A 23,055-nucleotide genomic window follows, 5' to 3' on the forward strand; every position below is an offset into this window, starting at 1 on the left:
GGTAAGGTGCATGGACTCGATAAAAAAAATCTTTTTTGGAGAGTCGGGCGCGGTCTGTGCCATTATTTTTATGCTTCAGGTTCCGTTTGGTGAGCCGCCGGCTGTTCCTCCGGCGGTCGGCGACTGGCCGCTGATGGGATCTTTGGACGATGCGAGCGGAAGTCTGCCGCTTACGGCTTACAGCGACAGCGTTCCTGTGAACGCCGACAGTTCGTTTGTGTCTGACGGGATGGCCTGCAACGGCACTTCGCTGGTCGCTCTTCCAGAGCTGTCGGAGTCTCAGGGTTTCACGGTGTGCGGCTGGATCAATGCGTCCAATCTGGAAACAAACGGATTTACATCCACGGCTCCGCACACAATTTTCCGGCTGTATAATTCCACGGGCGGGACATCTCAGTTTGCCGTGCGCGCTCTGGACGCAACACTGAACGGTTATCACTCTCCTCCGGCGGAAAACATCTGGCCGGAAACCCCGCTGGCGACGGATCAATGGACCTTTATTGCCGCCGTCTGCGATGGAGAATCCTACACGTTTTATCAGAATGATCTTCCGTCGTATGAATTTCCGATCGTCAGCAGCAATGTATTTGACCGGCTGATTATTGGCGCTCTGCGAGCAGACGGGTACCGACCGTTTAACGGGAAAATCCGGCGGTTTAAACTGTTCGATACCGCACTGGATGAAGCAACGGTTCATGCTGTTTATACCGATGAAAAAGTGGCGAAAATCGGCGACTGGCCGCTGCTGGGGTCTTTGACGAATCGTGCGGGAATTTTGACGCTGACCGCCTATGATGAAGGATCTGTTATTGACCCTTCCATTTCGCTGGAGTCGGACGGGATGGTGATGGATGGGGTTGGGCTGCTGGCGCTGCCCGTTCTGGCGGAGTCGCAGGGTTTTACGGTTTCCGGATGGGTGAAGCCCTCCCGGCTGGATGACGGGTGGAGTACGGATGCTCCGCATACTGTTTTTCGGATGTATAATTCTGCGGACAGCACGGAGCAGTCTACGCTTCGCATTCTGGACGGCGATTTGAACGGATACCATACTCCGCCGGGCGCAAACATCTGGCTGAATTCTCCGGCGGTTTCCAATGATTGGAACTTTGTGGCGCTGAGCTGTGATGGCGATTCGTATACTTTTTATCAGGACGGCCTCGCGCCGCAGGTTGTTCCGATCACCAGCTCCAACGAGTATGACCGTTTGATGATCGGCGCGGCGGATGCGTCGGGAAGCCGGCCTGTGTTTGGAAAAATGCGACAGCTTAAGCTGTACGACGGCGCTTTGGATGAAGCTGCCGTTCGGGAAATCCGGCGGCTCGAAAAACCGGCCGGGCTGAACCTGTCCGGCAACCTCCTCACATCGGGCAGCTTTGAAAACACAACCATTGAAGAGCTGGATGCAACATGGAATTTTTCACCGACAAATATGTGGCGCGTTGATGATCGGCAGACCGTTGACGGCGGGCAGTCCCTTGCGGTTACCGCCGGAGATTCCTCGTCGTTTGCTTCGATTAGACTTCCTGTTTCCGGCGATGCCGGCGAGGTGGTGTTTGGCGGATGGGTCAGCGTGAAAGGGTCTGAACGGGACCGGAACGCGCTGGTGAGGATGACCTGTCTGGCGGAACCGGCGGGGGCACCAAACACAACGTTTTTTGTTGCCGATGAGCCGGATTATTCCGCGGTTTCAAAAGAGTATCGGCCGGACACGCCGCCGACCTATTTTGAACATCGCTTTTCGGTGCCGGTGGACTACAAAAGTTTGCGGCTCTCGCTGGCGGTCGATACCGATGTCGGAGACGTTTATTTTGACCGGTTGTTTGTGGCAAAGACCGAAGCGTTTCAGTCGAATTGGGATGTGGAAGTTCAGACGAACACGGCACCGAATGAGTGGCGGGTAGCCGCTGCGGAATATCGGATTGCAGCGCAGGCATCGGCTGCGGACCGGGATATTTTCTGGGCGGAAGTCGACTTTGCCCGGTTCTTCAGAATCTATAACGAACGCGACCCGCTGGATCGGAGCAGCGTTCAGGTCTGGGCGGTTGGCAACGGACAGGCCGAACGGGTGGATGCGGTCAGTGACTATGCCTTGCCGACGTTGGAGAGTCATTATCCTCATAACGGACTGGTCCGCTGGCGCGGTCGCGACTGGGCTGAGAGCTACGAAATTTATTTCAGCCCGATGAGAGCAGACGGAACGGCGACTGTGCCGGGTCCGGTTATGCTGGGGGCCGGCGAGCTGCTGAATTATGCAGCCAATACGATTGCTCCGGCGTGGGGATCGTGGCCCGGTTATAAGTTTGACGTAAAAGATGCCGACGGCGACGGGGACTGGGATCTTTACTGCGGCTCGTCTGACGAAGGATTCTTCATTTGCCGGAACATCGGCTCCAACGCGTCGCCGCTGTTTGCTCCGCGCACGCGTCTTTTGTCGACGGATCAAGCTCCGGGGTCTGCGCCGAATTCGGTTTGGCTGGACTGGGACGGTGACGGCGACAACGATCGTATTGAGGGGGTGCGGGTTTCGCTGGGAACCTATGTGGATGGCGACTATCTGAATCTGAACTTCAATCAGAACAGCGGCAGCGCAATGGCGGCGGACGCTCAGGTGGTTGATGAAGGCGGCACGCAGATTAAGCTGGAGGATGCCACATGGTATCGGCTCGGCGGCGGAGATTTCGACAACGATGGATCGCCTGACATTGTGGCCGGCACCGCGATGGGAACGCTGGATCTGCTGCTGAACCGGGGAACGGATTCCGGCAAGGCGGTTGTTGAGCACGTTCAGGTTCCGTTTGATCTCTACAGCTCAGAGCCGTACGAATCCGGCGACATGGGCCTGAAGCCGGTCGTGCTGGACTGGGACGGAGATGGCGATGACGATATCGTGTTCACCGCATGGCAGGGATTTTTCTGGCTGCTGCTCAATAACGGGACGGCGAATACGGTTGATTTTGCGCCGGTCGAATTGCTGATGCAGCAGGGCGGACAGCTGGCAACCGGGGATTCCGTTACTCCGGATGCGGTTGACTGGGATAATGACGGAGACCTGGACCTGATTGCCGGGAATGTCTGCGGCCACATTAACTATTTCGAAAACATCGGCAGCCGGACCAATCCTGTATTTGCCGGAATGGTCGAATTGCAGAATGATCTGGGTGATTCCATCCATATTACTCAGAAGGGTGAGACGCCGATTCAGGGCCCGGCCGAAACGATGTGGGGCTATCTTTCCGCTCAGGCCGCAGATGTAGACGGCGACACCGATCTGGACGTGATCATTAATGATTCGCTGGGCCGTCTGCGCTGGATTGAAAACATCGGAACCCGATCTGTGCCGCAGCTGTCCCACGAATTTATTGATTTTACGGTGGGTGGGATTCCTTTGCTGACTCCGTGGCGCAATCGCCCGGGTGTGATAGATCTCGATAACGACGGCCTGCTCGATTTCTTTGTTCTGGATGATAACGGATCTCTGGTGCGCTATGAGCAGTCAGCATCCGGCGGCGGTTCTGAGTTGGCCGGGAAGACGGTTGTTCCGAACAGTGAAGGTGGAACCATTTGGATTAATCCGGTTATATCAGGTGGCGGAAGAGGGCGCAGTCAGATCGATGCAGGGGATTTTGACGGCGACGGAGATGTGGATTTGATGGTGGGTCGTCCGCGCGACCAGACCGGACTGAACATACTCTACTGTGAGAATGTCGGTAGTCCGGCATCCCCTGTCTTTTCAGTTGAAAGTTTATCCGCTCGAGGTGTGGAGTTTGTGGAGTGGACCGGCTCTGCCGGGCACGAAGAGTGGCACAGCGGCTGTCCGGAGATGGTGGACTGGAACGGGGACGGCGCTATGGATCTGCTGGTCGGCGTGGAGTCCGGCCGGTTCTCTTTGTACATGCAAGACTATTTTACCGGCGGGGCCGGGTTCCCGGCAGTTGAGCTGCTTTCCATTGAAAAGCGGGTTATGGACCGGACGTGGCAGATTATGATGGATGACTCCCGGCTGATTCTGCAGGGACTTTTATGGCAGAACGTTCCGCTGCAGGGTCCGGAGCTGTAAATCAGTGTTTAGAAAGTCCGATAGAAGTATTGACGCATAAATATACGTATGATATGTATTATACATACATATGAATGTAGTGTTACATAAGTAAAAAGCAGGAGGCTGAAATGAGCAGGAAATGGATAGGAATCGTGTTGGCTACATTACTGGCAGCGGGTGCGGCAAATGCAACGAGGTGGATTCAGGACGCCCCTGTCGGGGCAAAATGGAGCGAGACGTCAAATTGGGAGGGCGGAGCTCTTCCCACCAGCGGTGATTTGGCGCTTTTTCAACTCACACAGGCGAATACCTATGACGTGGATGTGGATACGTCAGGAGTAACCCGCCTTCTGCAGGTTATGCAGCCGCATACATTTAACGGCTCCGGTTCGATTCGTGTAACTACGACTGTCATAGCAGATAAGAAGTCATGCATTATTAATACGATTGCCGGCGCGGTCACTTACAACATTCCGGTTTCCGTCCATCTTTCTTCGGCCACCAATTATTATTCACTCGTTAACAATATGAATAGTGGCGGAACGACCGTGTTTAACGATGCGTTTACTCTCGAAGCAGGAACTGGAAAGGGCATCAATCTAGATGTCGGTACGTTCGAGTTCAATGGCGACCTGACAGTGAATGACACAATGCGCCTGGGTTCCGGGACGATGATTATCGGCGGGTCCGGAACGACGTCGATTGGTTCGCCCGGTTATATTCTGACGTCTGGAGTCGGAACCAAACTCTACCTGAATCGCACGGGTGCTTATACGGTTGCGGATACATCGACAGGTTACCTGCGGGTCGAAAGGACAAAGATTTACTTTAATGCTCCTTATGCGGTCGGTACGGGCACAACAGTAAGAATGTATCAGGTTGATGCAACGGCGGCCCTTGTTTCCGGCGGGAACTATGACCAGGAATTCGGGGTGCTGTATTGCAGCAGTACGGTTAATGACGCGATCATCGATATGCAGAATTCCGCCTGTATGTGGACCTTTGCGGATTCTTCCGGTATTGGCTGGGGAGCGCCTGGCGTAGGGCTGGCGGTTACCAATGTTGATACGAACAATACGGTGGTTCGTTTCAAGATTGATGGAGGGACGGGGCTGACTGCAACGCAGATTGACCGGACGACCGTTAACGGGGTTGCTCTGTCTGACTGGGGAACGACCATAGAGGATGGTTATCTTTACATTACTCCGGCGACGTCGGTTCCTGCTCCTGACATTGTGCAGCCGGCCATTGTCAGCTCATCTGTAGTTTCCGGTAATGTGATGAAAATCGTTGTAGATGCTCCGACCGAAGCAAGCCGTTATACCGTGGAAGAAACCGCAAATCTGACCGCTCCTTCGTGGTCTTCCGTGGCCCATTCCGATGATGGGGTGAATACCTTTATGGTTACAAACCTTGGCTATTCCACTGCAGATGGAACGAACGAAGTGATCTATGTGCAGACCACAAACAGCGCCGGATTCTTCCGGATCTTCGGCGAATAACTGTGCCTGGCAATTCGCAGAAAGCTCCCGTGGAAACGCGGGAGCTTTTTTTGTGGAATCAAAACGCTTCGAGGGTCTGTTTTTCCAGCGCCTGGAAGCCTTCGCCGGTGATTTTTCCAAACATTGGAAAATCGCCGGCGAGACCGAGCGCCGCGGGGGCGGCACCGTCATCGAGAATGGAGTCGATAATGTCGCGGGCGGTAATATTGCGCGGATCGCGGAGAAGGGTGTAGCAGTCTGGATGCTCGGCCGATTCAGCGACGAGTCCGGCCTGGGCGAGTGTGTTGATGACGTCGTTGATGAGGCGGATCGGAATGCGGTTGTCGATGCCGTAGGCTTTGGTGTCGAACGGATTTTCCGGAGACTCGAATTTTTCAGTAATGCGTTTCATCAGGGCGACCGCGAGGCAGAGCCGGGCGCGGGCACTGGGTGAGACCGCGAGCTGCTCGCGGGCATAGGTTCCGGCGTTCTGAACCGAAAACGCGACCTCTGCGCCCATCAAGAGGATCATCCAGCTGATCTGTACCCAGAACAGGAAGAAGGGAATGGCGGCCAGTGCGCCGTAGATTTTGTTGTATTTGCTGACGCCGACTCCGAGTTTAATGATGGCGAACTGAAAGATCACCGAGAGCAGCGCGGCAACCAGTGCACCCATTAAAGCGGCCGGGAATTTGACTTTGGTGTTGGGCAGGAAGACATAGACCATGCTGAAAGCCAGTGCCATGGTGATAATCGGAACGAGCTGCAGGCCCAGTTTCAGCAGAGGCCCCATCCATTCGAGACGACTGGCGAGCCCCATAATGACGGGTTGGCTGGATGTGGCAATGATCAGCAGAATGGGAGTCAGAACCATGATGACGATATAGTTTTTGACCTTTTCAATCAGGCTTCGCGGCGTTTTGACACCCCAGACCAGATTGAAGGTTTCTTCAACATTGCTGAGCATTTTGATGGCGACCCACATGAACAGCACACCCCCGATTCCTCCGATGGCTCCGGCACTGGCGGATTCAACTGTGGTGATGATGTTGCTGACGGCCTGCTGGAAGGCGTCCGGCATTCCGGCGGTTTTTTCCAGAAGAAGTTCGCTGCCGCGCTCCAGCCCGACGCCTTTGGCAATGGCGAACAGGATGACCAGGAACGGTACCAGCGCCATGACGGAGATAAATGTGAGTGCCGCGGCGTGCAGCGGACAGTGGTCTTCGCGAAACCCCTTAAAGACCAGGGCGCAGACGCGCAGAAAATGCAGGCCTTTGCGTCGGGCGTTGGAAAGAGATGAAGGTTCCAGAACCCATAGATCCTGTAAGAGAAATTTTTTGATTTTTGCCAAAAGGCCGTTCGGTTTATTTTCCATCGATTGAGTCTCCCTTCCGGTAGGGGTAGAATAAAAGCCTTTTAATCGGAAAGAAAACCGAAAAACAGGGTTTCCCCCTGCGGGGGAGTGTGGCTTAATTCCCGCTTCAGTGCTCGGTTATCAGTTCTCCGTGATCCGGGGTGTTCTGCCAGTCGGTTTGTATGGCACTGTTGACCAGTAACAATTAACTGATAGCTGCCGCGTTGAGCGGCGTGAAAGGAAAGAAGAATGAGCGATCAGCCCGAAAAAATCAGCGATGTCAAAATGGACGTGGCAAATCTCTACCGTGAAGAATCTTATACCGACCTCAAGACCGGTGGAATTCGCAAGCTGGTACCTGTCAAACTGGATGGGTCCGACGATGATTCCCGTCCGGCGACCTTCAGTGGCCATACGCAGGTGATGAGCCCGCACGGCCCGATTCCGATTCAGGGAGTTATTGAGGCGGCAACGCTGGAGGAAGCGGTAAACGGCTTCCCGCAGGCTATGGAAGATGCCATGGCTCGCATGGTCGAGGAGGCCCAGAAGCTGCAGCGTGAGCAGGCGAATAAGATTGTAACGCCGGATGACCTTAAAAAGGATAATGGCGGAATCATTATCTAATCAGCAGTCTGTCGATTGTATAGAAAGCCGCTCCGGAACCCGGAGCGGCTTTTTTTAGGCATGCGCCCTGCTTTGTAGTGGTCTAGGCCGGCAACTTTCCTGAATAAAAGTTACACAGATGCAGAAACAGGCGCTCGTAAGGCTCAAAAATGTATTTTTTGAGGGCAAAAGGGGTGATTTAAATGATGCGGGGTTTAAGTCAGGACCAGACAAAGGGAGCAGATGACTGTTGGATTCGCGCGGCGTCTCATGAGGACGTAAGAGCGATGACGCGTCTTTTACAGGAACTTTTTGCGGTCGAAACCGAATTTGAATTTGACGAAGAAAAACAGCGGTGTGGACTGGAAATGCTGCTGGATTCACCGACTGCCGGAATCTGGGTGGTGGACCGGCGCGGTTGGATCGTCGGGATGGTTACCATTCAGCTGGTTGTGTCAACCGCAGAAGGGGCGCTTTCCGGCTGGGTGGAGGATTTGGTTGTTTCTTCGGCATACCGCAGGCGTGGACTGGGGCGGGCGCTGTTGAAGTCAGCGACCAACTGGGCCAAACGACAGGGGGCCACGCGGGTTCAGCTTCTGGCGGACAGCCGGAACGTTCCGGCTCTGATGTTCTATCGCAAGCAGGAGTGGCTTCAGACCAATATGATTGCGCTGCGCTGCGCTGCCGCCCCTAAGCCGACTGGTCGGCAGATTCCTTTGGTTTTTCCTGCAGGTGTTCGGCGAGCAGATCATCCATTTTTAAACCGGTCAGGTGCGTCAGGGTTTTTATCAGTGCAATCAGAACGAGAATCATGACGGTCATGCTCGGAATCGTGATTACGATATAGCTGAGACCCGTCATTTTTCCGATTTCTGCAGTGAATGCCTCTGTGCCGGGTTCGCTTTTCAGCACAATTTTTGCCAGTGCGTAATTAAGTGCTGAAGAAAGAAAAAACGAAGACGCCAGGCCCCAGGTCAGGCCAACCAGCCGTTTTTCAAACAGAGTCTCGGTTTTCTTTTCACGCAGTTTTTCGTGCAGCAGTTCCACATTGAAAAGCTTTTCGCTCATCAGGATTTTTTTAATCAGCGGGCAGGGCGTCCAGAGCGAAATCACAATGGCCAGCCCGATCAGCAGCGGCACGGCGGCCTCTTTGATGGCAATCCATTCCGGTGGCAGTTTCAGGATGCCGAACACACCGGTCAGCAGCACGCTGACGATACCGATAATGGAAATAAAATCGGCGCGGCGCTCTTTCACCAGTGTATGGATTCCGTAACCAACCGGCAGAATCAAAGCTGTGATCAGCCCCCAGACCGGGCCGAGATATTTTTCTTTGCTCAGAAAGGAGAGAATAATAACCGGAATCACCACATTCAGCATAATGCTGACCAGCGGATTTTCTTCTTTGTGCGCCTGTTTACTCATACGACTCCTTCACTTAAAAACCGAAAGCATATCGTCTTTTTCCAGACCTTGGAAGACATTGAGCTGAATTGTCGCTTCTTTTTCCGGGGGGGTGGGGTTGCTGCCCAAAATCATGTGCCTGATGCTGATGTGCTTCTGGGCCGCTAAGGCTCAAGCAGGTTTTGTTGGTAACCATGAGGCTTAAAAAAGCTGATCTTTATGTTTAAAAGCCCGGAAATACAGATCCGGATGATCATAATCGCCCCACCTTTTCATGAATCAGTAACTATTAAACATCAGATCATTTTCGAAATCCTGATCCCCTGCTGTTGTCAGGTACTCCAGTTTTTCGATCAAGTGCCCCGGAATCCGTGCAGTTTTAAAAACAGCAGAAAAGGGGTCAGTCCTCGCATTTAAGCATTGATGTTGAGGGTGCGATTCCATAAATTCTCTGCACGATGCCGAGAAAACCACGAATTGAATACGCCGGAGCGGTTTACCACGTGATGAGTCGTGGGAACCATCAGGAATCGATTTTTAGGGATCATAGAGATCGCGAGATCTTTTTAGATACATTGTGTGAAGCGTGTGCCAAAACCGGCTGGTTAGTGCACGCTTTTGTTTTGATGGACAACCACTACCATCTTCTGCTGGAAACGCCCCACGCCAATCTGGTTGTCGGTATGAAATGGCTGCAGGGAACCTACACTCAACGGTTTAATGTCCGGCATAAACTTTGGGGCCACCTTTTTCAAGGGCGCTATAAAGCCCTGCCTGTGGAGGCTGAGAGCGGGGATTATTTTTCTGTTTTGTGCAGCTATATCCATTTGAATCCAGCCCGGGCGAAACTGTTCGATTTGGAAAAGGGGAAACTGTCTGATTTTTCCTGGAGCAGTTATCCTCTGTATTTGGAGTCTGCGAAGCGTCCCGATTGGTTGCGGGTTGATCGCGGGCTGAACGCTTCGGGCCTGGAGGATACTGTGGCAGGCCGGAATGTGTATCGGCAGATAATGCAAAAGAGGGTGCGGGAAATTGCGTGCAGTGATTGCCCGTACGAAGTCGATGCGCGGTGGGCTGAACTTCGGCGGGGTTGGTTTTGTGGTGGAGACACGTTTCGCAAACAGATGCTGGATAAACTGGACGGTGTTATTGGCGGGCATGTCAAGCGGGCTTCGTTAAGTGGCGAGGCTGTTCAGCTTCACGATGAGGGTGAGGCGGAGCGGTTGGTCTGTGAAGCTCTGGACCTGTTGAAACTGGATGAAAAAGATTTGTCTGCATTACCGAAGGGCGCGGAGGAGAAGAAAGCAATAGCCGCACGAGTTAAAGAGCGTACTCATGTGAGCAATCAGTGGATTGTGAGTCGATTGTCTGCCGGACATGCTGCAAATGTTTCGCGGTATATGGCAGATGTCCGGTCGGCGCAGCCAGATAGTCGGCTATATAAGCTAACAGGCATGCTTAAATGCGAGGACTGACCCCTTAGCTCCTTCAAGGATTGGTTGCTGGCGTCAGCCTTCCCTGCAACCACTTATGCTATGGGGGCAAATATAAATAGCACATGGGCCGATCGTAATTTCAACATGTCTGGCCCTGATTTCATAAACAACTCGGCGCAATGGCCTCGTTATTGCGTGGATCCTGTAAATCCTGCACAAGATCGAGAGGAGTGGCATCACAGTGATTTTAGAGATATTGCTTACACTCATGTATACAAACTGTATAAAAAATGGATTGAATTGACAGAAGGGGAGTAATCGGGTGAAAAAAATACTTTTTGCAACGACGTTAAATGCCGTTCTTTTCATGCAGTTTGGCTGTACTGCGGTTCAATTCCCTGAAGGTAAACTATCGGTGAAAGTTGTGGATCAGTCGGGAACTGCGGTTTCCAATGTCACGGCAAAGGCTTATTTTTATGAAGCCAGTTCGTCTACTCGGGACTACGTGTCGGATAGCAACGGGGTGTTTGTTGTTCAAGGTCGATGCGATCGGAGTATTGGTGGCAGGGTTGAAAAGAATGGATATTACAAAGGGGGCTTTGGCTACGGTTGGGGGCCGGATGGTATTAATAAGGCTTTAAATCGATGGGAGCCTTGGAATCCTACCGTTACTGCTGTCATGAAAAAGATCCGCAACCCAGTTCCAATGAAACACCTTACAGGCTGGAAGAGACCTAAAATTCCAGAATTTGGAAAACCCATTGGATTTGATCTGGAAGAAGGGGATTGGGTTTTCCCCTATGGATCAGGCATCCATGCAGACTTTATTTTTACCGCAAATGAAATTCCTGATGTGATTGCTGGAATATCATTACACCTGAGTTTTATCAATGAGTTCGACGGGATTCAGGAATATTTGTTCGACCCTCAGGATCACAGTCGTTTTAAATGGCCCTATGAGGCTCCGGACGGCGGCTACACGAACAGGTGGTCTAGATATGCAAAGAAGTTCTTGGCCACATTTGATTATTCGGAATTCTATCCCGGTAAAGACTATAAAGAAATGGTGACAAGGCTAGAGGATAATTTGAAGGAGGACGGGGAGGTTAATTATATTTTTCGGGTTCGTAGTGTGGTGGACGAGAAAGGAAATCTAGTAAGAGCTTGCTATGGAAAGATAGAGGGCGAAATCAAAGTAAGCCCAAATGGGGGCCTCCACTTCCGGTACTGGTTTAATCCCGACTGGACCCCTAACCTTGAAGATGATCCCATGAAGAATTGGGAGCTAGATTAGGAGAGGGAGAAGGGATCCTGTGAAAGGGGTTACTTCAGGCTGACCCCAGTGGGGTTCAATTGCCCCACCTTTTCATGAATCAGTAACTATTAAACATCAGATCATTTTCGAAATCCTGATCCCCTGCTGTTGTCAGGTACTCCAGTTTTTCGATCAAGTGCCCCGGAATCCGTGCAGTTTTAAAAACAGGAAGAATCGGACCGCCATCACGATTTTTTGGGTAATACACCCCGTTCTCTTCCACACAAAGTGTTGCCTGAGAATCGTATCCGTTAAAGTCTCCGAACACGATATCGATATCTACCGGCACATCCGGTTCCAATTCAAACCAGTCACCGACAATCACCGAGGAACGGCCCTGATAGTATTGAAAACTTTCTTCAGAAGAAGATCTCCAGTCCGTTAAAGTGTCCCGCAAGCTCTTCCAGCCAAAAAAACCAACCTCCACGGTGTTGATCCGAACAGCCAAAACCGCAAGCCCCCGCCCCCTCAAACGATATTTTCCTCCGGGTTTGGACTTAATCTTTCCCGTGTAATGAACCAGCCACTGCTCAGTATTCAATTCATCGGGAATCCCGAAACTTCTCGGAATCTGCTCAAAAGGAATCGTCGGCAAATAAATGAATGTTGTGTAAAGTTTTTGTGGCCAGCGGTAATATGGGGCTAAAGAACGTGGGTTCCATCCAGACTGAAAAAAACGCTGAAGGATTCTTTCATATGAGTCGCTGCTTGGTTTACCACTGCGATCAAGAGACAATGAATAAAAGGTTCCTTCCCAGTCATTACCAACTGCCATCGAACTCTTTGCTCCAAGAAGTGTTATCTCAGATGGATCCGGCATCATTTCGAAACCGCCAAGATCATTACCCAGCCCCATGGATATGCCAGAAATCTCCGGCAGCTGTATTTGAGTCATGCCCTGTATATTTTTTGAAACAATTCGTGCTGAAGACGTTGGACGGACTCTTTTTTTAACTTTCACCTTTGGCTTTTTCAGTTCCATTTTAGGGCGTTTAACCGGGGGCGGTGGCTCAAACTTTTTTTCCTGTTTCTGAACCATTGTGAAGACAACAAGACCACCGGCAAACAATAACATTCCAAAGTGAACGAACGCACTGAAAAGAACAGCGGTCGGTCCCCCTTTAATTAATCCCCGGGTTTTATTGGTTGTTTTTTTCATCGTATGCATCTCTTGTTTCAGTTCCTGAAATGCCTGCTAATATTGTTCTGAACGCTTAAACCATGGAATACGGGGCGGTGAAATTTTTTTAAATCCTTCTTTAAATTGGCAGCTGTCTGGAGACCCATATCCCTGAGAATACAGCACTCTCAACTTCTCTGCTGAATAAGGCAGGTCGTTTTCAATCCAATCAGATGTCCCGTTTTCCTTGCAGGCAATTATGCGTCCATTGGAGTCTGAGACGGTTACAATATATCCCACATACTCTTTCCCTCGTTCGGCCGCGGAAGAAAGCTGGATATACCCGGCAATAAAATGTTCAAAACGAACATCATCGACGGTAACCTGACAGAAACTTTTTCGACCGTCCGGCAATTGGCACACAGACCGGCTATAATGCATCAGCACAAAGAAATCGTTAGACCCAACAGCCAAATCCTGCCCGATTACAAAGAGTTCGACGGTTAAATCTCCCCTGTAATCCAGTCGGCTTTGTTTCGTCAGAGTGATAGAGAATGTGTAAAGCGTGGTATAATAATTCAGGCTCGACCAGGCAAACCTTGGAAGTTCACGATCTTTTTTTCGAACGGTTATTTCCAGCTCCGGAGGAACATGGGAAGACAGATATTCCCGTTCAGATTTCGATAAAGAGTCCAACGATACCGATCGAGTTTTTCCGTTTACATCTCTGATATAAACACGCCCAAGAACGACCTTGGAGAGCTCTCCGGCAAAACTGTTTCCCTCCGAATCTGTCCACATCCTTACTTCCGCAGAAACAAACCCGCACAAAACTACAAACAAAAATAATCGTGCTCTCATCAGAAACTCTCTTGGGACCGCGTTCTCGCCCTAAGAAATCGGTTCATTTTTTTACATTTATCATTCAAGGAAAGTGTTTTTGTCTCCGCCACCTATGATTTAGATATAAAATCACAAAAAAAGGTTAACCATGAGGTCCAAAACCTTGACCTTTATGTTTGAACTGGTTCCCTGACAAACGTCCTGATCGAAAAAATCTGTATTTTATCCAGAACTATTCCAGAGATTCTTTTTTACGTATCTCTTCCCGATACTCAACGACCATTGCTCGTCGACTGTTCAGAAGTCTCTGTTTGGGCAAAGAGTCAAGTTGCAAGGCGGTATGATCCTGAATTTTGATCAGGTCCTCAATCATCAGTTGACAACAGGCAGAGCAGGATGAGGCGGACCGCGGCACACGGAACGGTAAGTCTGTAATTTTTGAATACTTCCCGGCAGAAGGCGGCAGCAGGTGTTCAGGGATGAGCCGCTTAAAATAATCGACCGGTTTGAAAAAAATCAGCCGAATTTCTCTGCTCTGAAGCTGGATCATTTGCATTGCCGACCAATGTTTCCGGCCGAGAGAGGCCGCGTGAAATTCGCCGAGAACAGAGCGAATCTGTTCATGCGAAACGGTACCAAAACAAGAGCAGTCTTGCGGCAAAAGCAGGGCCGGAACTTCTTGAGAACTCTTTTAGCTCGGCGCGGTTCGCCTCAGTACCTTCCTTTGCGAAAATTTTAACTCCAACGCATTCGATATTCTCTTTCAAGTTCTTCTGCCGGAAAAGCTTATCAGGAAAAGAGATAAATCTTATCGCCAAAAGATTATCTGAGAAACCGGGGAATATTTCAGCCCGAATACCGACACGTCATGTGCACTTAACCATGGGGGCGCATGATGAAACAAAAGATACAATTGGGGTTTTTTATTATATTTACTACAACACAACAGATTTTCGGTGTCGGTCAAATTCAGGTTTATGCCTTTGATTCGTCACTTTTTCAAACGCCACCACCCTTAACAACAACGACTCTGAACCAGAGTAATGCGCTTTCTTTTGCAGAAAACTTTTCTGTTCTTTTTTCCAGTATTGAATCCGGCATGTACACTGTGGAGGTTGCCACTGCGGCCAGCGGGTACCTTTTGAGGGAAAGCCCGGATGATCCTAATGCAATCAGTGACCCGGAGTCTCCTTATGGAAACCCCAAACAGGTTCAGGTTACTGACAATTCGACGACGACAATCGGGTTTTACTATGATCCTGTCATTACTGTTTCCGCAACCGTTAGGGATGCGTGGACCATGGAGCGGCTTGAGGGCGCAGCGATAGAGTTCATCGTACAGGCTTCTACAAACAGTATATCGGTCTGCAAATATCCCTGGACTGCCAGTTATGCATCCAACTGGACCTCTCAAATCAATGGAGCCTTTCCCGCGAATACAATTCTTTATCTGGAAGACCGCTATGATTTGAAAATCTCTATGGCCGGATACCAAACATTTATTTCGAACAGTATCATTACCAACGCTTCAGCCGGAGACACGTTTGATCTGGGCGACATTTTTATGGTTCCAGTAGACATCAATACGAACCTTGTTGATGACTTATGGGAAATCATCTATTTCGGAACCTATGTGTCAGCAACTGCGGATCCGGACTGCGACGGGGTCTGCAACCGGGATGAATATCTGGCAGGAACCGATCCGACGGGATCCGCCAGCGTTCTTCACCTGTCCCAGACAGTCAGCAACGATACCCTGACACTGACATGGAATACCGAACCGGGCAGATCCTATCGCGTTACAGGGACAACGGATCTCAGTACCGGCACATGGGTTCAGGTGGGCGGAACGTGGGAAGCCACCAATGGGCAGTCCTGTATGAGCTGGACTGAAACCAACATGCATCTGAGCTGGCAAAGCAGTTATTGCGTTGAAGTGGTTCCCTGCTATTGGACAGGAACCAATCAGGTTCTCATTCGCACAAATGACTGGCCTGCGGGTGGCAGCGGCGGGGGGACCAATTCATGGCCGGGGCTTCCGCCGCTTCCTTGAAATCTGGTGTTTCCAGGCATTGGAAAGGTACGGTCTTGTTTTTCCCGTATGTGGAAATTCAGAAATGCCAGATGGCGGAAACAAACAGCTGATGTTTGGATACATCGGATGTCATACCCTGTCCGGGAATCAGGGAGCCCATCACGTCATTGGCGCATTCAAATGAATACGCAACGTCCAAAATCAGGCGTCCGGGTTCTTTTCCCAGAGAAATTCCGGACCCCAGCGTGACCCCCCAGTATTCATCAGGCGATCCGGTTGCGGGGCGCTGTTCCCAGAACAGTCCGCCGCGCAGCGGAATTTCTGTCCAGGAAAGCACACAGAGATATTCGCTGCCGAACCGCAAAGACCAGCAGTCGTCCGAGTTTGAAGAAGAGTAGGACTCGCCATTGAGCGGATTAATCCGTTCCTCACCCTCCGCTTTGTAGCTGTAATCCGACCAATAGGTGCGGCTGGCATCCAACGAGGAATAAAACCGGTCATTCCAGCGCCATAAAGCGCCCACGGCCCAGTACAGTGGAAAAGTGTATTCTACATCACGCTTATCGGTTGCATTATAATAGTTCTGAGCAACCTGAACCCCGTTGCTGTTGAACGTTGTCACCTGGTGCTGGATACTTTTTGTCTGTTTTCCGCGCCCTGTCCACGGAAGGTCTACCGAAGCCCCGAGAGTCAGCCGATCTGATGCTGCCCATAAAGCTCCAAGCGTAGCATTGAATCCATAAAACTGTTCGGTCCGGTTTTCCTCCCAATACATTCCAGTAACGCCGTATGTGCTTTCATTCGTGTACAACTCTGTATCAGAAAAGGTAATCGGTCCTGCTGTCTCAGAAAACGGTTGTTCAACCTGATTATAGGGAGGCCCCACATACTGAATCCCCGTAACTGTAATCATCGATGATGAATTGTAAGTATTGGTCCCTTCGGTGTAGCTTTCAGAGGCCCCGGTATAACCGGCCGCCAGCGAAGAGCGAATCGCATTCCCTCGAGCAGCTCCGTCTACATAGATATTGACGGCAATCCCCACCGATAATCGTGGTGTCAGGTCGACCGCAAAGGCCGGGGAGAACGCATCAATCGTCCCCTGCTGAAAAAAAGAAATATCGCTCAATAAAGACGACTGCAGCAATTGATTTATTTCGCTCTCAACCTCTGTGGTCGTTCGTGTAATGGCAACCGTATTTACTCCCAGGCTGTTCCGGTTTGTTGTGCTTTCATAAAAAGTCTGGTTGTCCGCAGCAGAAATGTCCTGCTGGGTGCTGCCTGCAAACTGGGCGGTAAACGACTGATTAAAATCATACGCCTCCTGAAAATTCATCGAAAAAACAGCATTCTGTCCATTTAACAGAAAAGGATAGACGGCGCTGGCGTAATTCAGCTCATCATTGCTGTAGCGATCAGCGCCTGAAGTCAAATCCCTGGATGAAGAATGATGCTGATCTTCCTGAGAGGAAAACCGGTAGACCACGGACATTTCTGCATATTCCAGTTGCGTCAGCCCTGCCGGATTCCATGAAGCTGCTGTGGCATCATCCGCCACCGCCGTAAATGCTCCGGCCTGTCCCAATGCCCTGGCTCCGGATCCTGTCGGCAATGGCGCCGAAAAAATCGTTGGCGGGCGAAATCCGGCGCCTGTCGGGTCCTTCGGCTCCACCAGCTGCCCCGCAGTGCTGGCATGACTGATATCCACCGTAATGTCGCCAATCGGGGTCTTGATATCGACGGAAACGGCCCACACAATACCGGACTGACAGATCAATACGGCGGCGACAAACAGGCTGTGGGTCAATAATTTCATCAATGCGGGGGAATTTACCATAGTGGAATAAGAATTGAGAAACTTCCTCTTTGATTTTAAACCCGCCACAAAACATGAAAAAAATTATCATAGAACATACTTTCCCCGTTTATTTTGAATCTTTTCTTTTTGAAAATTCACGATATTGCCTAAAATGATGTTGCATGGTTAAAAACAGGTTATATTCCGATCAAAAAATTCTAAATGCCGTTCGCCGCAAGGATAAAACGGCATGGGATGTTTTTTTTAATCAGTTTGACCCGCTGATCCGGTCTATTCTCGAATGGCCCCGCTGGAAATTTTCCGCTCAGGAGCGGCAGGATGTCTCACAGAATATCCACCTCCAACTGCAAAAAGCCGTTCCAAAGTTCAAAGGAAAGTCCTCCCTCCGCTGGTTTATTACCCGAATTGCCCACCAGCAGTGCGTCAACGAAGTCCGCCGACAGGTTCGCGAGAACTGTTTTGTGGTCCCTTCGCTGCAGCGAACCCAGACCGGGGACTGGAATGAAAAGGATTTCATATGTCCGCGTACGCTGGATCCGTATCGGGAATTGATCCGCAGCGAACGCCGGAGTGCAGTGCTGGACGCTCTCAAACGCCTGCAGGAAACCTGCCGAACGTCCATCACTCTATACTACATCGAAAACTTTACGTATCAGGCAATCGCCGAAAAACTAGGGATTTCTGTCAACACGGTCGGAAGCCGCCTGAATAAATGCCTGAATAAACTGCACGAAGATCTCTGCAGGCATCCCCTGTTTAAAAGGAGCTCCCCATGACCTCTCCGTCCAAACAAATCTGGGCCTATCTGCACCGCGAACTGTCCGATACAGAAAAAAGCCAATTCGAACAGGCGCTTCAGGAAGATTCCGACCTTCGGCAAGCATATGAAGAGCAGATGTCCACTCACGCCGCGCTGGGAGAACTGCTGACTCCTTCAGTCGAAGAGATTCTGTCCGAAGAGGAACTCACCGAGAAACTGATTGCTGAATGGGCGGCTGAACATCCGGAACAGCTGGAGGACCGGACTCCCAAAACCCGGCGAAAAATCCTGCCCTTTGCACTGCCGCTGGCCGCCGCCGCCGCGCTGGTCATACTGTTTGCCCTGCCGTCCGGCCCGATTCGCTGGCAGAGCACGGTATACGGCAGCGCCCCCAGACTCCGCGGGGACTCTGCAGAGCAATCCCGTTACACAAAGGCTCAATTCAAACAGGCCGTTGGCGAGCTTCAGAAAACCGTTGAAAGTTCCTGTGATGCCTCCAAAAAATGGACACTCCGCATCTATCTGCAGGAACTGGCGGACGGCGCATTGGGAATCGAAGTAACCGGACACTCGCACCACAATACCGGTCTGTCCAAAGTCTGGGAAAAAAGTTTCCAATCCTTGGAAAATTTCCGCGAGGAAGTTCCAAGGTTTGGAAAACAGATTGCTAACGAGCTATGATCCGCTCTTTCTGGACTGTCTTGCTTTTACTTGCTTTGCTTCCTGGCTGTGTGTCCCTTCAGAGCCACAGCAACGCCGGGCCATACGTCCTGCACCACCGCAACTGGTGGAATTATTACGAACGGGGGCGTCTTTATCTGAAAGAAAATGACTTTGAAAAAGCCGCCCTTGATTTCGCGGCAGCCTTAGGGCGCACGCCCGGTGCCCGAACCGCCTATGCACAGGAGCGATGGAAGGCCCGCACCTACGGCATGCACATGATTGAAGGCTATTTCCCTCACCGGGAGCTGGGGATCTGCTTCTTTCATCTCAACCGCACAGACGATGCCCTCGATCTTCTCAAAACCTCGATGGATATGGAACCTTCAGCCCGCGCCCGGTTTTATCTCAACCGCATTCGCGAACAGCAGGCCATTGCAAATGCTCCTCCTCCCCAAATCAAAGTAACAAGCCCGATCGGCTGGACCGCAGAGCGAACTCTTCTGCTTGAGGGAGTCGCAACCGGGTCCAATGCTGTTGCCGGCCTTATTGTTAACGACCAGCCTGAATTTATCGAACTGGCATCCCGTCAGGTGAATTTCCGCCGTGATATCGCGCTCCAGGAAGGTCTCAATTCCATTCAGATTACAGCCAGGGACCTCAGCGGGAAACAGACCTCAGCGAATCTGGAAGTTATCGCAGACTGGACTCCGCCGCAGATCAGTCTTCAGCGGAAAAAGGGCAGTCCAACAGTGATTTGCCGTGATAATCTGGCGCTCGGGCAAATCCGTCTGAACGGACAGGAGATTGCTCCGTCCACCAACGTGTGGAGTCTCGCGATTTCATCGGGAGAGCCTCTCCAGCTGTCTGCAACAGATCGGTCAGGGAACCGCGTTGAGTGGTCTCTTTCCGCAGAAGAAACCAGCTATCTGACTCAAAATCGGCCGGCAGCTCCGCCGAAACTGGACATTGCTGACAGCGGAAAAACCATTACGTTGTACAATCCCGAGTATGCGCTGGACATCCGCGCGGAAGACGACACCGCTCTGCGTTCGGTGGAGCTGAACGGCAGGCCGCTGCTTTCTGCCGATACGCCTCTCTTCCGGACGCTGTGCCGTATTCCGCTGGTTCCGGGAACCAACCGGCTGGCTCTGGCGGCTGTTGATAATGAAGACAACCGGGTAACCAGGCAGGTATCTGTAATCTATCGTCCGCCGGAATATCTGGACAGCATCTATCGTCTTGCCGCAACACTTCCGCCTCTGTCAGGAGAAATCCCGGACTTCGAATTCGGACGGCATACCGAGAGTCTGCTCCTCAGCGAACTCACAGAGGAACCGGTTCGCTTTTACCTGCTTGCGGCAAAACAAGAAAGCAATCTGCTGATGAAAGAACAGCTTCTTTCCGACAGTGACCTCGCCGATCCTCGGGCCAGACTTGAGCAGAATCTGAAGCTGGATACTGACCTGCGACTGGTTACCCGCGTGCTGAATGACGGTCGCGGACACACTCTGTACACCGCGGTTTTTGATGCCGACAGCAGCGAGCCCCTGTTTGTTGAAGACGTCTATCTGGAAAACACAGATTGGCTTCCGCAGCAGGTTGCCGGACTGATCATGAAAATCGAACAGCGCTTCCCGTTGATTCAGGCCAGGGTTGCAAAAGACGCTCAGCGGCTGATCATTGACGCCGGTGAAAAAGACGGGGCGTATAAAGGTATGCGTTTTCTGGTTATTCGTTCGGACGGCGGATTCGAACAAGGCAAGGTGCTTCAGGCCGGCAACCGGCCGGCAGAACTTGTGATTTCAAAGGTTGAGTCCCAGACGGCCTTCGCTATACTTTTCGGCAGACATCCTGATCTGGCGGTACGCGCGGGAGATTATGTCTTTGCACGATGAAAACGCAGTGTCAGCTTATTCTGCTCGGAGTCGTTCTTGCGGCAGTAACAGCCTGTGAACGGCCGCAGCCGGGCGTGTTAGAAAAACCACCGGATACAACACCTCCGGCGCTGACCTACCACGCACTCGTCATCGGCATCGGTGATTATAACGGAACCGGCTGGCTGCAGCTCGGCACCGCGCGCGCCGATGCAGAAGAAATCGGCGATGTGCTCCACGAACGCTACGGATTTCATGTGACGAAACTGACCGACCATCAGGCGACGCGCGGCAATATCCTTCGCGCGCTCGACCAACTGATGCAGCTGACTTCCAATGATGCACTGCTGATTTATTTTGCAGGTCATGGCTCTTATGATGAATCGATGGGCGAAGGCTACTGGATTCCGTTTGGAGCGGAACGTTCGCGAATGGGGCTGCCCGCCAAGGAGGACTGGCTCTGGAACAGCAGTATCAGCCGGATCCTCCAGGCCTCACCCGCAAGACATATTCTGCTGGTGGCCGACACCTGCTATGGCGGCGCGCTGTTCCGGGGAGAAGAAACCCCGGAGAAATCCGATCACTGGTACCGCCGCGCCATGGATGTTCCCTCGCGCTACCTGATTACAAGCGGCAACCTGGAACCTGTGCTCGACAGCGGAATCCGTCACAGTGTATTTGCACAGGAGTTGCTCAACTATCTTCGCTATGCTGAACAGGAGTTTTTTTCGGCATCCGACATTGCCGTTGCCATTCGCTCGAAGGTCAGCCGTTTGACCGGACAGCTGGTGCGGATGGGGCCGCTGCCTTCCCCGGCACACGCCGGCGGCGAATTCGTTTTTGTCCGCTCGGGCAGCATTCTGGCTCAGAACACAGAGCCTGTGCCGGATCCGGCGGTCTTCCGCAATGCGGAACCGATCGGAACCCTGCAATCGCTTGCCGACCGGATTGAAAGCGCATCTTTTATGCGGCCGCGGGTTCTCGCCTGTCTCGGGCCTTCCGGTGACAATGCCGAGGAAACGGCAGTAGTTCGCAGTCGGCTTCAGGACGCTCTCCGGTCCATCGGGGGAACCGTCCTGGTGGAACGCGAGGCCTTTGATGACCTGCTGCAGGAAGTTGAACTTGGCAAGTCCGGCATGGCCGATCGACGCGCGGCCATGGAAATCGGGAGACTTCTGCCCGCCAGCCTGATCCTGTTCGGAGAAATGGTTCCGTTCGACGGCCAAACCGAAATTCAGCTTCGGGTTGTCGATACAGAAACCTCTCGTGTGCTCAGCGCTGTGAACGAACCTTTTACAGATCGAAGCGATCTGGATTCGGCCTGCCGCACCCTGGCCGAACAAATCATGCAGGCGGTGGATCGCGCCCGGCCGGTCATTATGCCGGCCCGTCCGACCGACGATGGAAATCTGACGGCGGGCTGGGGTCGCTTTCATGGGGCTCAGGTTGGTGATACGTTTGCTATCATTACCCGTACGGGCATCGGAACCATCGCGCCGAAAGAAACCGTATGCGGCACTGCAAAGATTCTTTCTCTGGGAGAGGAAGAAGCCCTGTTTGCTGCAGATTGGAGTCGTGCGGATACCAACCGGCCAGCTACGCAGCTGTGGCTGAAAGCAACGTTCTGACCATTTGAAGATCATCCGGGCTGTCGATGCCTCGTCGGGCTGCGCGACGCATAAAAGTCACCGACGTGTAGAGCAGATCCGACCCTTTCTTAAGATGCAGTTTTTTCCGAATGCGATCCCGATAGCTTTCGATGGTCTTCACTTTCAGATTCATGATTTCTGCGATCCTCTTCGTGGCATATCCGCAGCCGGTTAAACAAAACACTTCTGCCTCGCGCCGGGAAAGTGTCGGGAAATCAGGGACTGCATCGCCCATTTGCCGGCGACAGCGCTTTGCCTGTGGGCTGATGTATTGTATTCCGCGGCTTACCATGCGAATTGCACGCATCAATTCCTTCGATGTGTCTGCAGAAGAAATGTATCCATCGGCTCCGGAGTCCAGAGCCGTTTTTGCATACACATCCTCGTAATCAGATTTGCATGAAAAAGCAAGAATGCCGATCCAGCTGAATTCGCGCCTTAGGCGGCGAAGCATCCTCAGTTCCGAACTGTGTTTCTGTGACACGTTAATCAAAATCATCTGAGGACGATATTCAAAGATCAGTTCCTGCAAATCGCTTCCGGCAGATGTTACGGCACAAACATCGACCCGCTTTTCCCGATGCAGTTTCTCCACGAATTCATCCCGAAGCGGACAATTCCCCTGCAGCACAACAATACGTGTAACATTATTCATTTTAC

The 23,055-nt window shown here is 51.7% G+C and carries 16 protein-coding genes and 1 pseudogene; 11 read left to right on the top strand and 6 right to left on the bottom strand.

Annotated elements, in window-relative coordinates:
• Positions 1-10: 10 nt before the first annotated feature.
• The gene (locus tag GT409_RS06225; RefSeq protein ID WP_160628009.1) at positions 11-4,057 is read left to right on the top strand and encodes an FG-GAP-like repeat-containing protein; all 4,047 of its coding nucleotides are present in this window, start codon (positions 11-13) and stop codon (positions 4,055-4,057) included.
• A gap of 110 nt (positions 4,058-4,167) precedes the next feature.
• The gene (locus GT409_RS06230; RefSeq protein WP_160628011.1) at positions 4,168-5,541 is read left to right on the top strand and encodes a hypothetical protein; all 1,374 of its coding nucleotides are present in this window, start codon (positions 4,168-4,170) and stop codon (positions 5,539-5,541) included.
• Positions 5,542-5,599: 58 nt separating this feature from the next.
• Here the strand turns inward: GT409_RS06230 and GT409_RS06235 are convergent, their stop codons facing one another.
• The gene (locus GT409_RS06235; protein WP_160628013.1) at positions 5,600-6,895 is read right to left on the bottom strand and encodes a YihY/virulence factor BrkB family protein; all 1,296 of its coding nucleotides are present in this window, start codon (positions 6,893-6,895) and stop codon (positions 5,600-5,602) included.
• A gap of 228 nt (positions 6,896-7,123) precedes the next feature.
• Between GT409_RS06235 and GT409_RS06240 the strand changes: the two genes are divergently transcribed.
• Positions 7,124-7,498 carry a cytoplasmic protein gene (locus tag GT409_RS06240; protein ID WP_160628015.1) on the top strand — a complete coding sequence of 125 codons (375 nt, stop codon included), beginning with the start codon at positions 7,124-7,126 and terminating at the stop codon, positions 7,496-7,498.
• Between the two features lie 182 nt (positions 7,499-7,680).
• Complete coding sequence (locus tag GT409_RS06245; RefSeq protein ID WP_233231625.1) at positions 7,681-8,292, top strand: GNAT family N-acetyltransferase; 612 nt, start codon at positions 7,681-7,683, stop codon at positions 8,290-8,292.
• A 46-nt stretch (positions 8,293-8,338) separates the two neighbouring features.
• Here GT409_RS06245 and GT409_RS16090 read toward each other — a convergent pair.
• Positions 8,339-8,902: pseudogene (locus GT409_RS16090) on the bottom strand (VC0807 family protein); the annotation flags it as partial.
• Between the two features lie 437 nt (positions 8,903-9,339).
• Here GT409_RS16090 and GT409_RS06250 point away from each other — a divergent pair.
• Together GT409_RS06250 and GT409_RS06255 are read left to right on the top strand one after the other, a co-directional pair.
• Entirely contained in the window at positions 9,340-10,356 is a 1,017-nt protein-coding gene (locus GT409_RS06250; protein ID WP_408647955.1) for a transposase, read from the top strand.
• A 283-nt stretch (positions 10,357-10,639) separates the two neighbouring features.
• Complete coding sequence (locus tag GT409_RS06255; RefSeq protein ID WP_160628019.1) at positions 10,640-11,611, top strand: hypothetical protein; 972 nt, start codon at positions 10,640-10,642, stop codon at positions 11,609-11,611.
• A 79-nt stretch (positions 11,612-11,690) separates the two neighbouring features.
• Here the strand turns inward: GT409_RS06255 and GT409_RS06260 are convergent, their stop codons facing one another.
• Together GT409_RS06260 and GT409_RS06265 are read right to left on the bottom strand one after the other, a co-directional pair.
• Positions 11,691-12,791: a hypothetical protein gene (locus tag GT409_RS06260; protein ID WP_160628021.1), complete on the bottom strand. Its 1,101-nt coding sequence runs from the start codon at positions 12,789-12,791 to the stop codon at positions 11,691-11,693.
• A 36-nt stretch (positions 12,792-12,827) separates the two neighbouring features.
• Positions 12,828-13,553, bottom strand: coding sequence for a hypothetical protein (locus GT409_RS06265; RefSeq protein ID WP_160628023.1), 726 nt, complete (start codon positions 13,551-13,553; stop codon positions 12,828-12,830).
• Between the two features lie 1,141 nt (positions 13,554-14,694).
• Here GT409_RS06265 and GT409_RS06270 point away from each other — a divergent pair.
• Complete coding sequence (locus GT409_RS06270; RefSeq protein WP_160628025.1) at positions 14,695-15,648, top strand: hypothetical protein; 954 nt, start codon at positions 14,695-14,697, stop codon at positions 15,646-15,648.
• A gap of 58 nt (positions 15,649-15,706) precedes the next feature.
• Here GT409_RS06270 and GT409_RS06275 read toward each other — a convergent pair whose 3' ends face one another.
• Positions 15,707-17,446: a porin family protein gene (locus GT409_RS06275; protein WP_160628027.1), complete on the bottom strand. Its 1,740-nt coding sequence runs from the start codon at positions 17,444-17,446 to the stop codon at positions 15,707-15,709.
• Between the two features lie 164 nt (positions 17,447-17,610).
• Here GT409_RS06275 and GT409_RS06280 point away from each other — a divergent pair, with 164 nt between their 5' ends.
• The 4 genes from GT409_RS06280 to GT409_RS06295 are packed head-to-tail and all read left to right on the top strand — an operon-like array spanning position 17,611 to position 22,374.
• A complete protein-coding gene (locus GT409_RS06280; RefSeq protein WP_160628029.1) occupies positions 17,611-18,225 on the top strand; it encodes an RNA polymerase sigma factor in 615 nt (204 codons plus the stop codon).
• On the top strand, positions 18,222-18,890 hold the full coding sequence (locus GT409_RS06285; RefSeq protein WP_160628031.1) for an anti-sigma factor family protein: 669 nt from the start codon (positions 18,222-18,224) through the stop codon (positions 18,888-18,890). Before GT409_RS06280 ends, GT409_RS06285 begins: the two co-directional genes overlap by 4 nt.
• Before the next feature lie 50 nt (positions 18,891-18,940).
• Entirely contained in the window at positions 18,941-20,767 is a 1,827-nt protein-coding gene (locus GT409_RS06290; RefSeq protein ID WP_160628033.1) for a tetratricopeptide repeat protein, read from the top strand.
• Positions 20,764-22,374, top strand: a complete 1,611-nt coding sequence (locus GT409_RS06295) for a caspase family protein (RefSeq protein ID WP_160628035.1) — start codon at positions 20,764-20,766, stop codon at positions 22,372-22,374. The genes GT409_RS06290 and GT409_RS06295 overlap by 4 nt, the downstream gene beginning before the upstream one ends.
• On the opposite strand, the gene GT409_RS06300 is transcribed toward GT409_RS06295, so the two are convergent.
• A complete protein-coding gene (locus GT409_RS06300) occupies positions 22,343-23,050 on the bottom strand; it encodes a response regulator transcription factor (RefSeq protein ID WP_160628037.1) in 708 nt (235 codons plus the stop codon). The two genes, GT409_RS06295 and GT409_RS06300, sit on opposite strands and share 32 nt — an antisense overlap.
• Positions 23,051-23,055 lie beyond the last annotated feature (5 nt).

Origin of the sequence: Tichowtungia aerotolerans (genome assembly GCF_009905215.1) — a bacterium.
GTDB classification, from domain to species: domain Bacteria; phylum Verrucomicrobiota; class Kiritimatiellia; order Kiritimatiellales; family Tichowtungiaceae; genus Tichowtungia; species Tichowtungia aerotolerans.

Excerpts from the sequence above, each read along its gene's own strand:
- GT409_RS06225 (WP_160628009.1), top strand. The coding sequence starts at position 11 with ATGGACTCGATAAAAAAAATCTTTTTTGGAGAGTCGGGCGCGGTCTGT.
- GT409_RS06250 (WP_408647955.1), top strand. The coding sequence starts at position 9,340 with ATGCCGAGAAAACCACGAATTGAATACGCCGGAGCGGTTTACCACGTG.
- GT409_RS06285 (WP_160628031.1), top strand. The coding sequence starts at position 18,222 with ATGACCTCTCCGTCCAAACAAATCTGGGCCTATCTGCACCGCGAACTG.
- GT409_RS06230 (WP_160628011.1), top strand. The coding sequence starts at position 4,168 with ATGAGCAGGAAATGGATAGGAATCGTGTTGGCTACATTACTGGCAGCG.
- GT409_RS06295 (WP_160628035.1), top strand. The coding sequence starts at position 20,764 with ATGAAAACGCAGTGTCAGCTTATTCTGCTCGGAGTCGTTCTTGCGGCA.
- GT409_RS06265 (WP_160628023.1), bottom strand. The coding sequence starts at position 13,553 with ATGTGGACAGATTCGGAGGGAAACAGTTTTGCCGGAGAGCTCTCCAAG.
- GT409_RS06240 (WP_160628015.1), top strand. The coding sequence starts at position 7,124 with ATGAGCGATCAGCCCGAAAAAATCAGCGATGTCAAAATGGACGTGGCA.
- GT409_RS06270 (WP_160628025.1), top strand. The coding sequence starts at position 14,695 with ATGTACACTGTGGAGGTTGCCACTGCGGCCAGCGGGTACCTTTTGAGG.
- GT409_RS06245 (WP_233231625.1), top strand. The coding sequence starts at position 7,681 with ATGATGCGGGGTTTAAGTCAGGACCAGACAAAGGGAGCAGATGACTGT.
- GT409_RS06260 (WP_160628021.1), bottom strand. The coding sequence starts at position 12,791 with ATGAAAAAAACAACCAATAAAACCCGGGGATTAATTAAAGGGGGACCG.
- GT409_RS06235 (WP_160628013.1), bottom strand. The coding sequence starts at position 6,895 with ATGGAAAATAAACCGAACGGCCTTTTGGCAAAAATCAAAAAATTTCTC.
- GT409_RS06300 (WP_160628037.1), bottom strand. The coding sequence starts at position 23,050 with ATGAATAATGTTACACGTATTGTTGTGCTGCAGGGGAATTGTCCGCTT.
- GT409_RS06280 (WP_160628029.1), top strand. The coding sequence starts at position 17,611 with ATGGTTAAAAACAGGTTATATTCCGATCAAAAAATTCTAAATGCCGTT.
- GT409_RS06275 (WP_160628027.1), bottom strand. The coding sequence starts at position 17,446 with ATGAAATTATTGACCCACAGCCTGTTTGTCGCCGCCGTATTGATCTGT.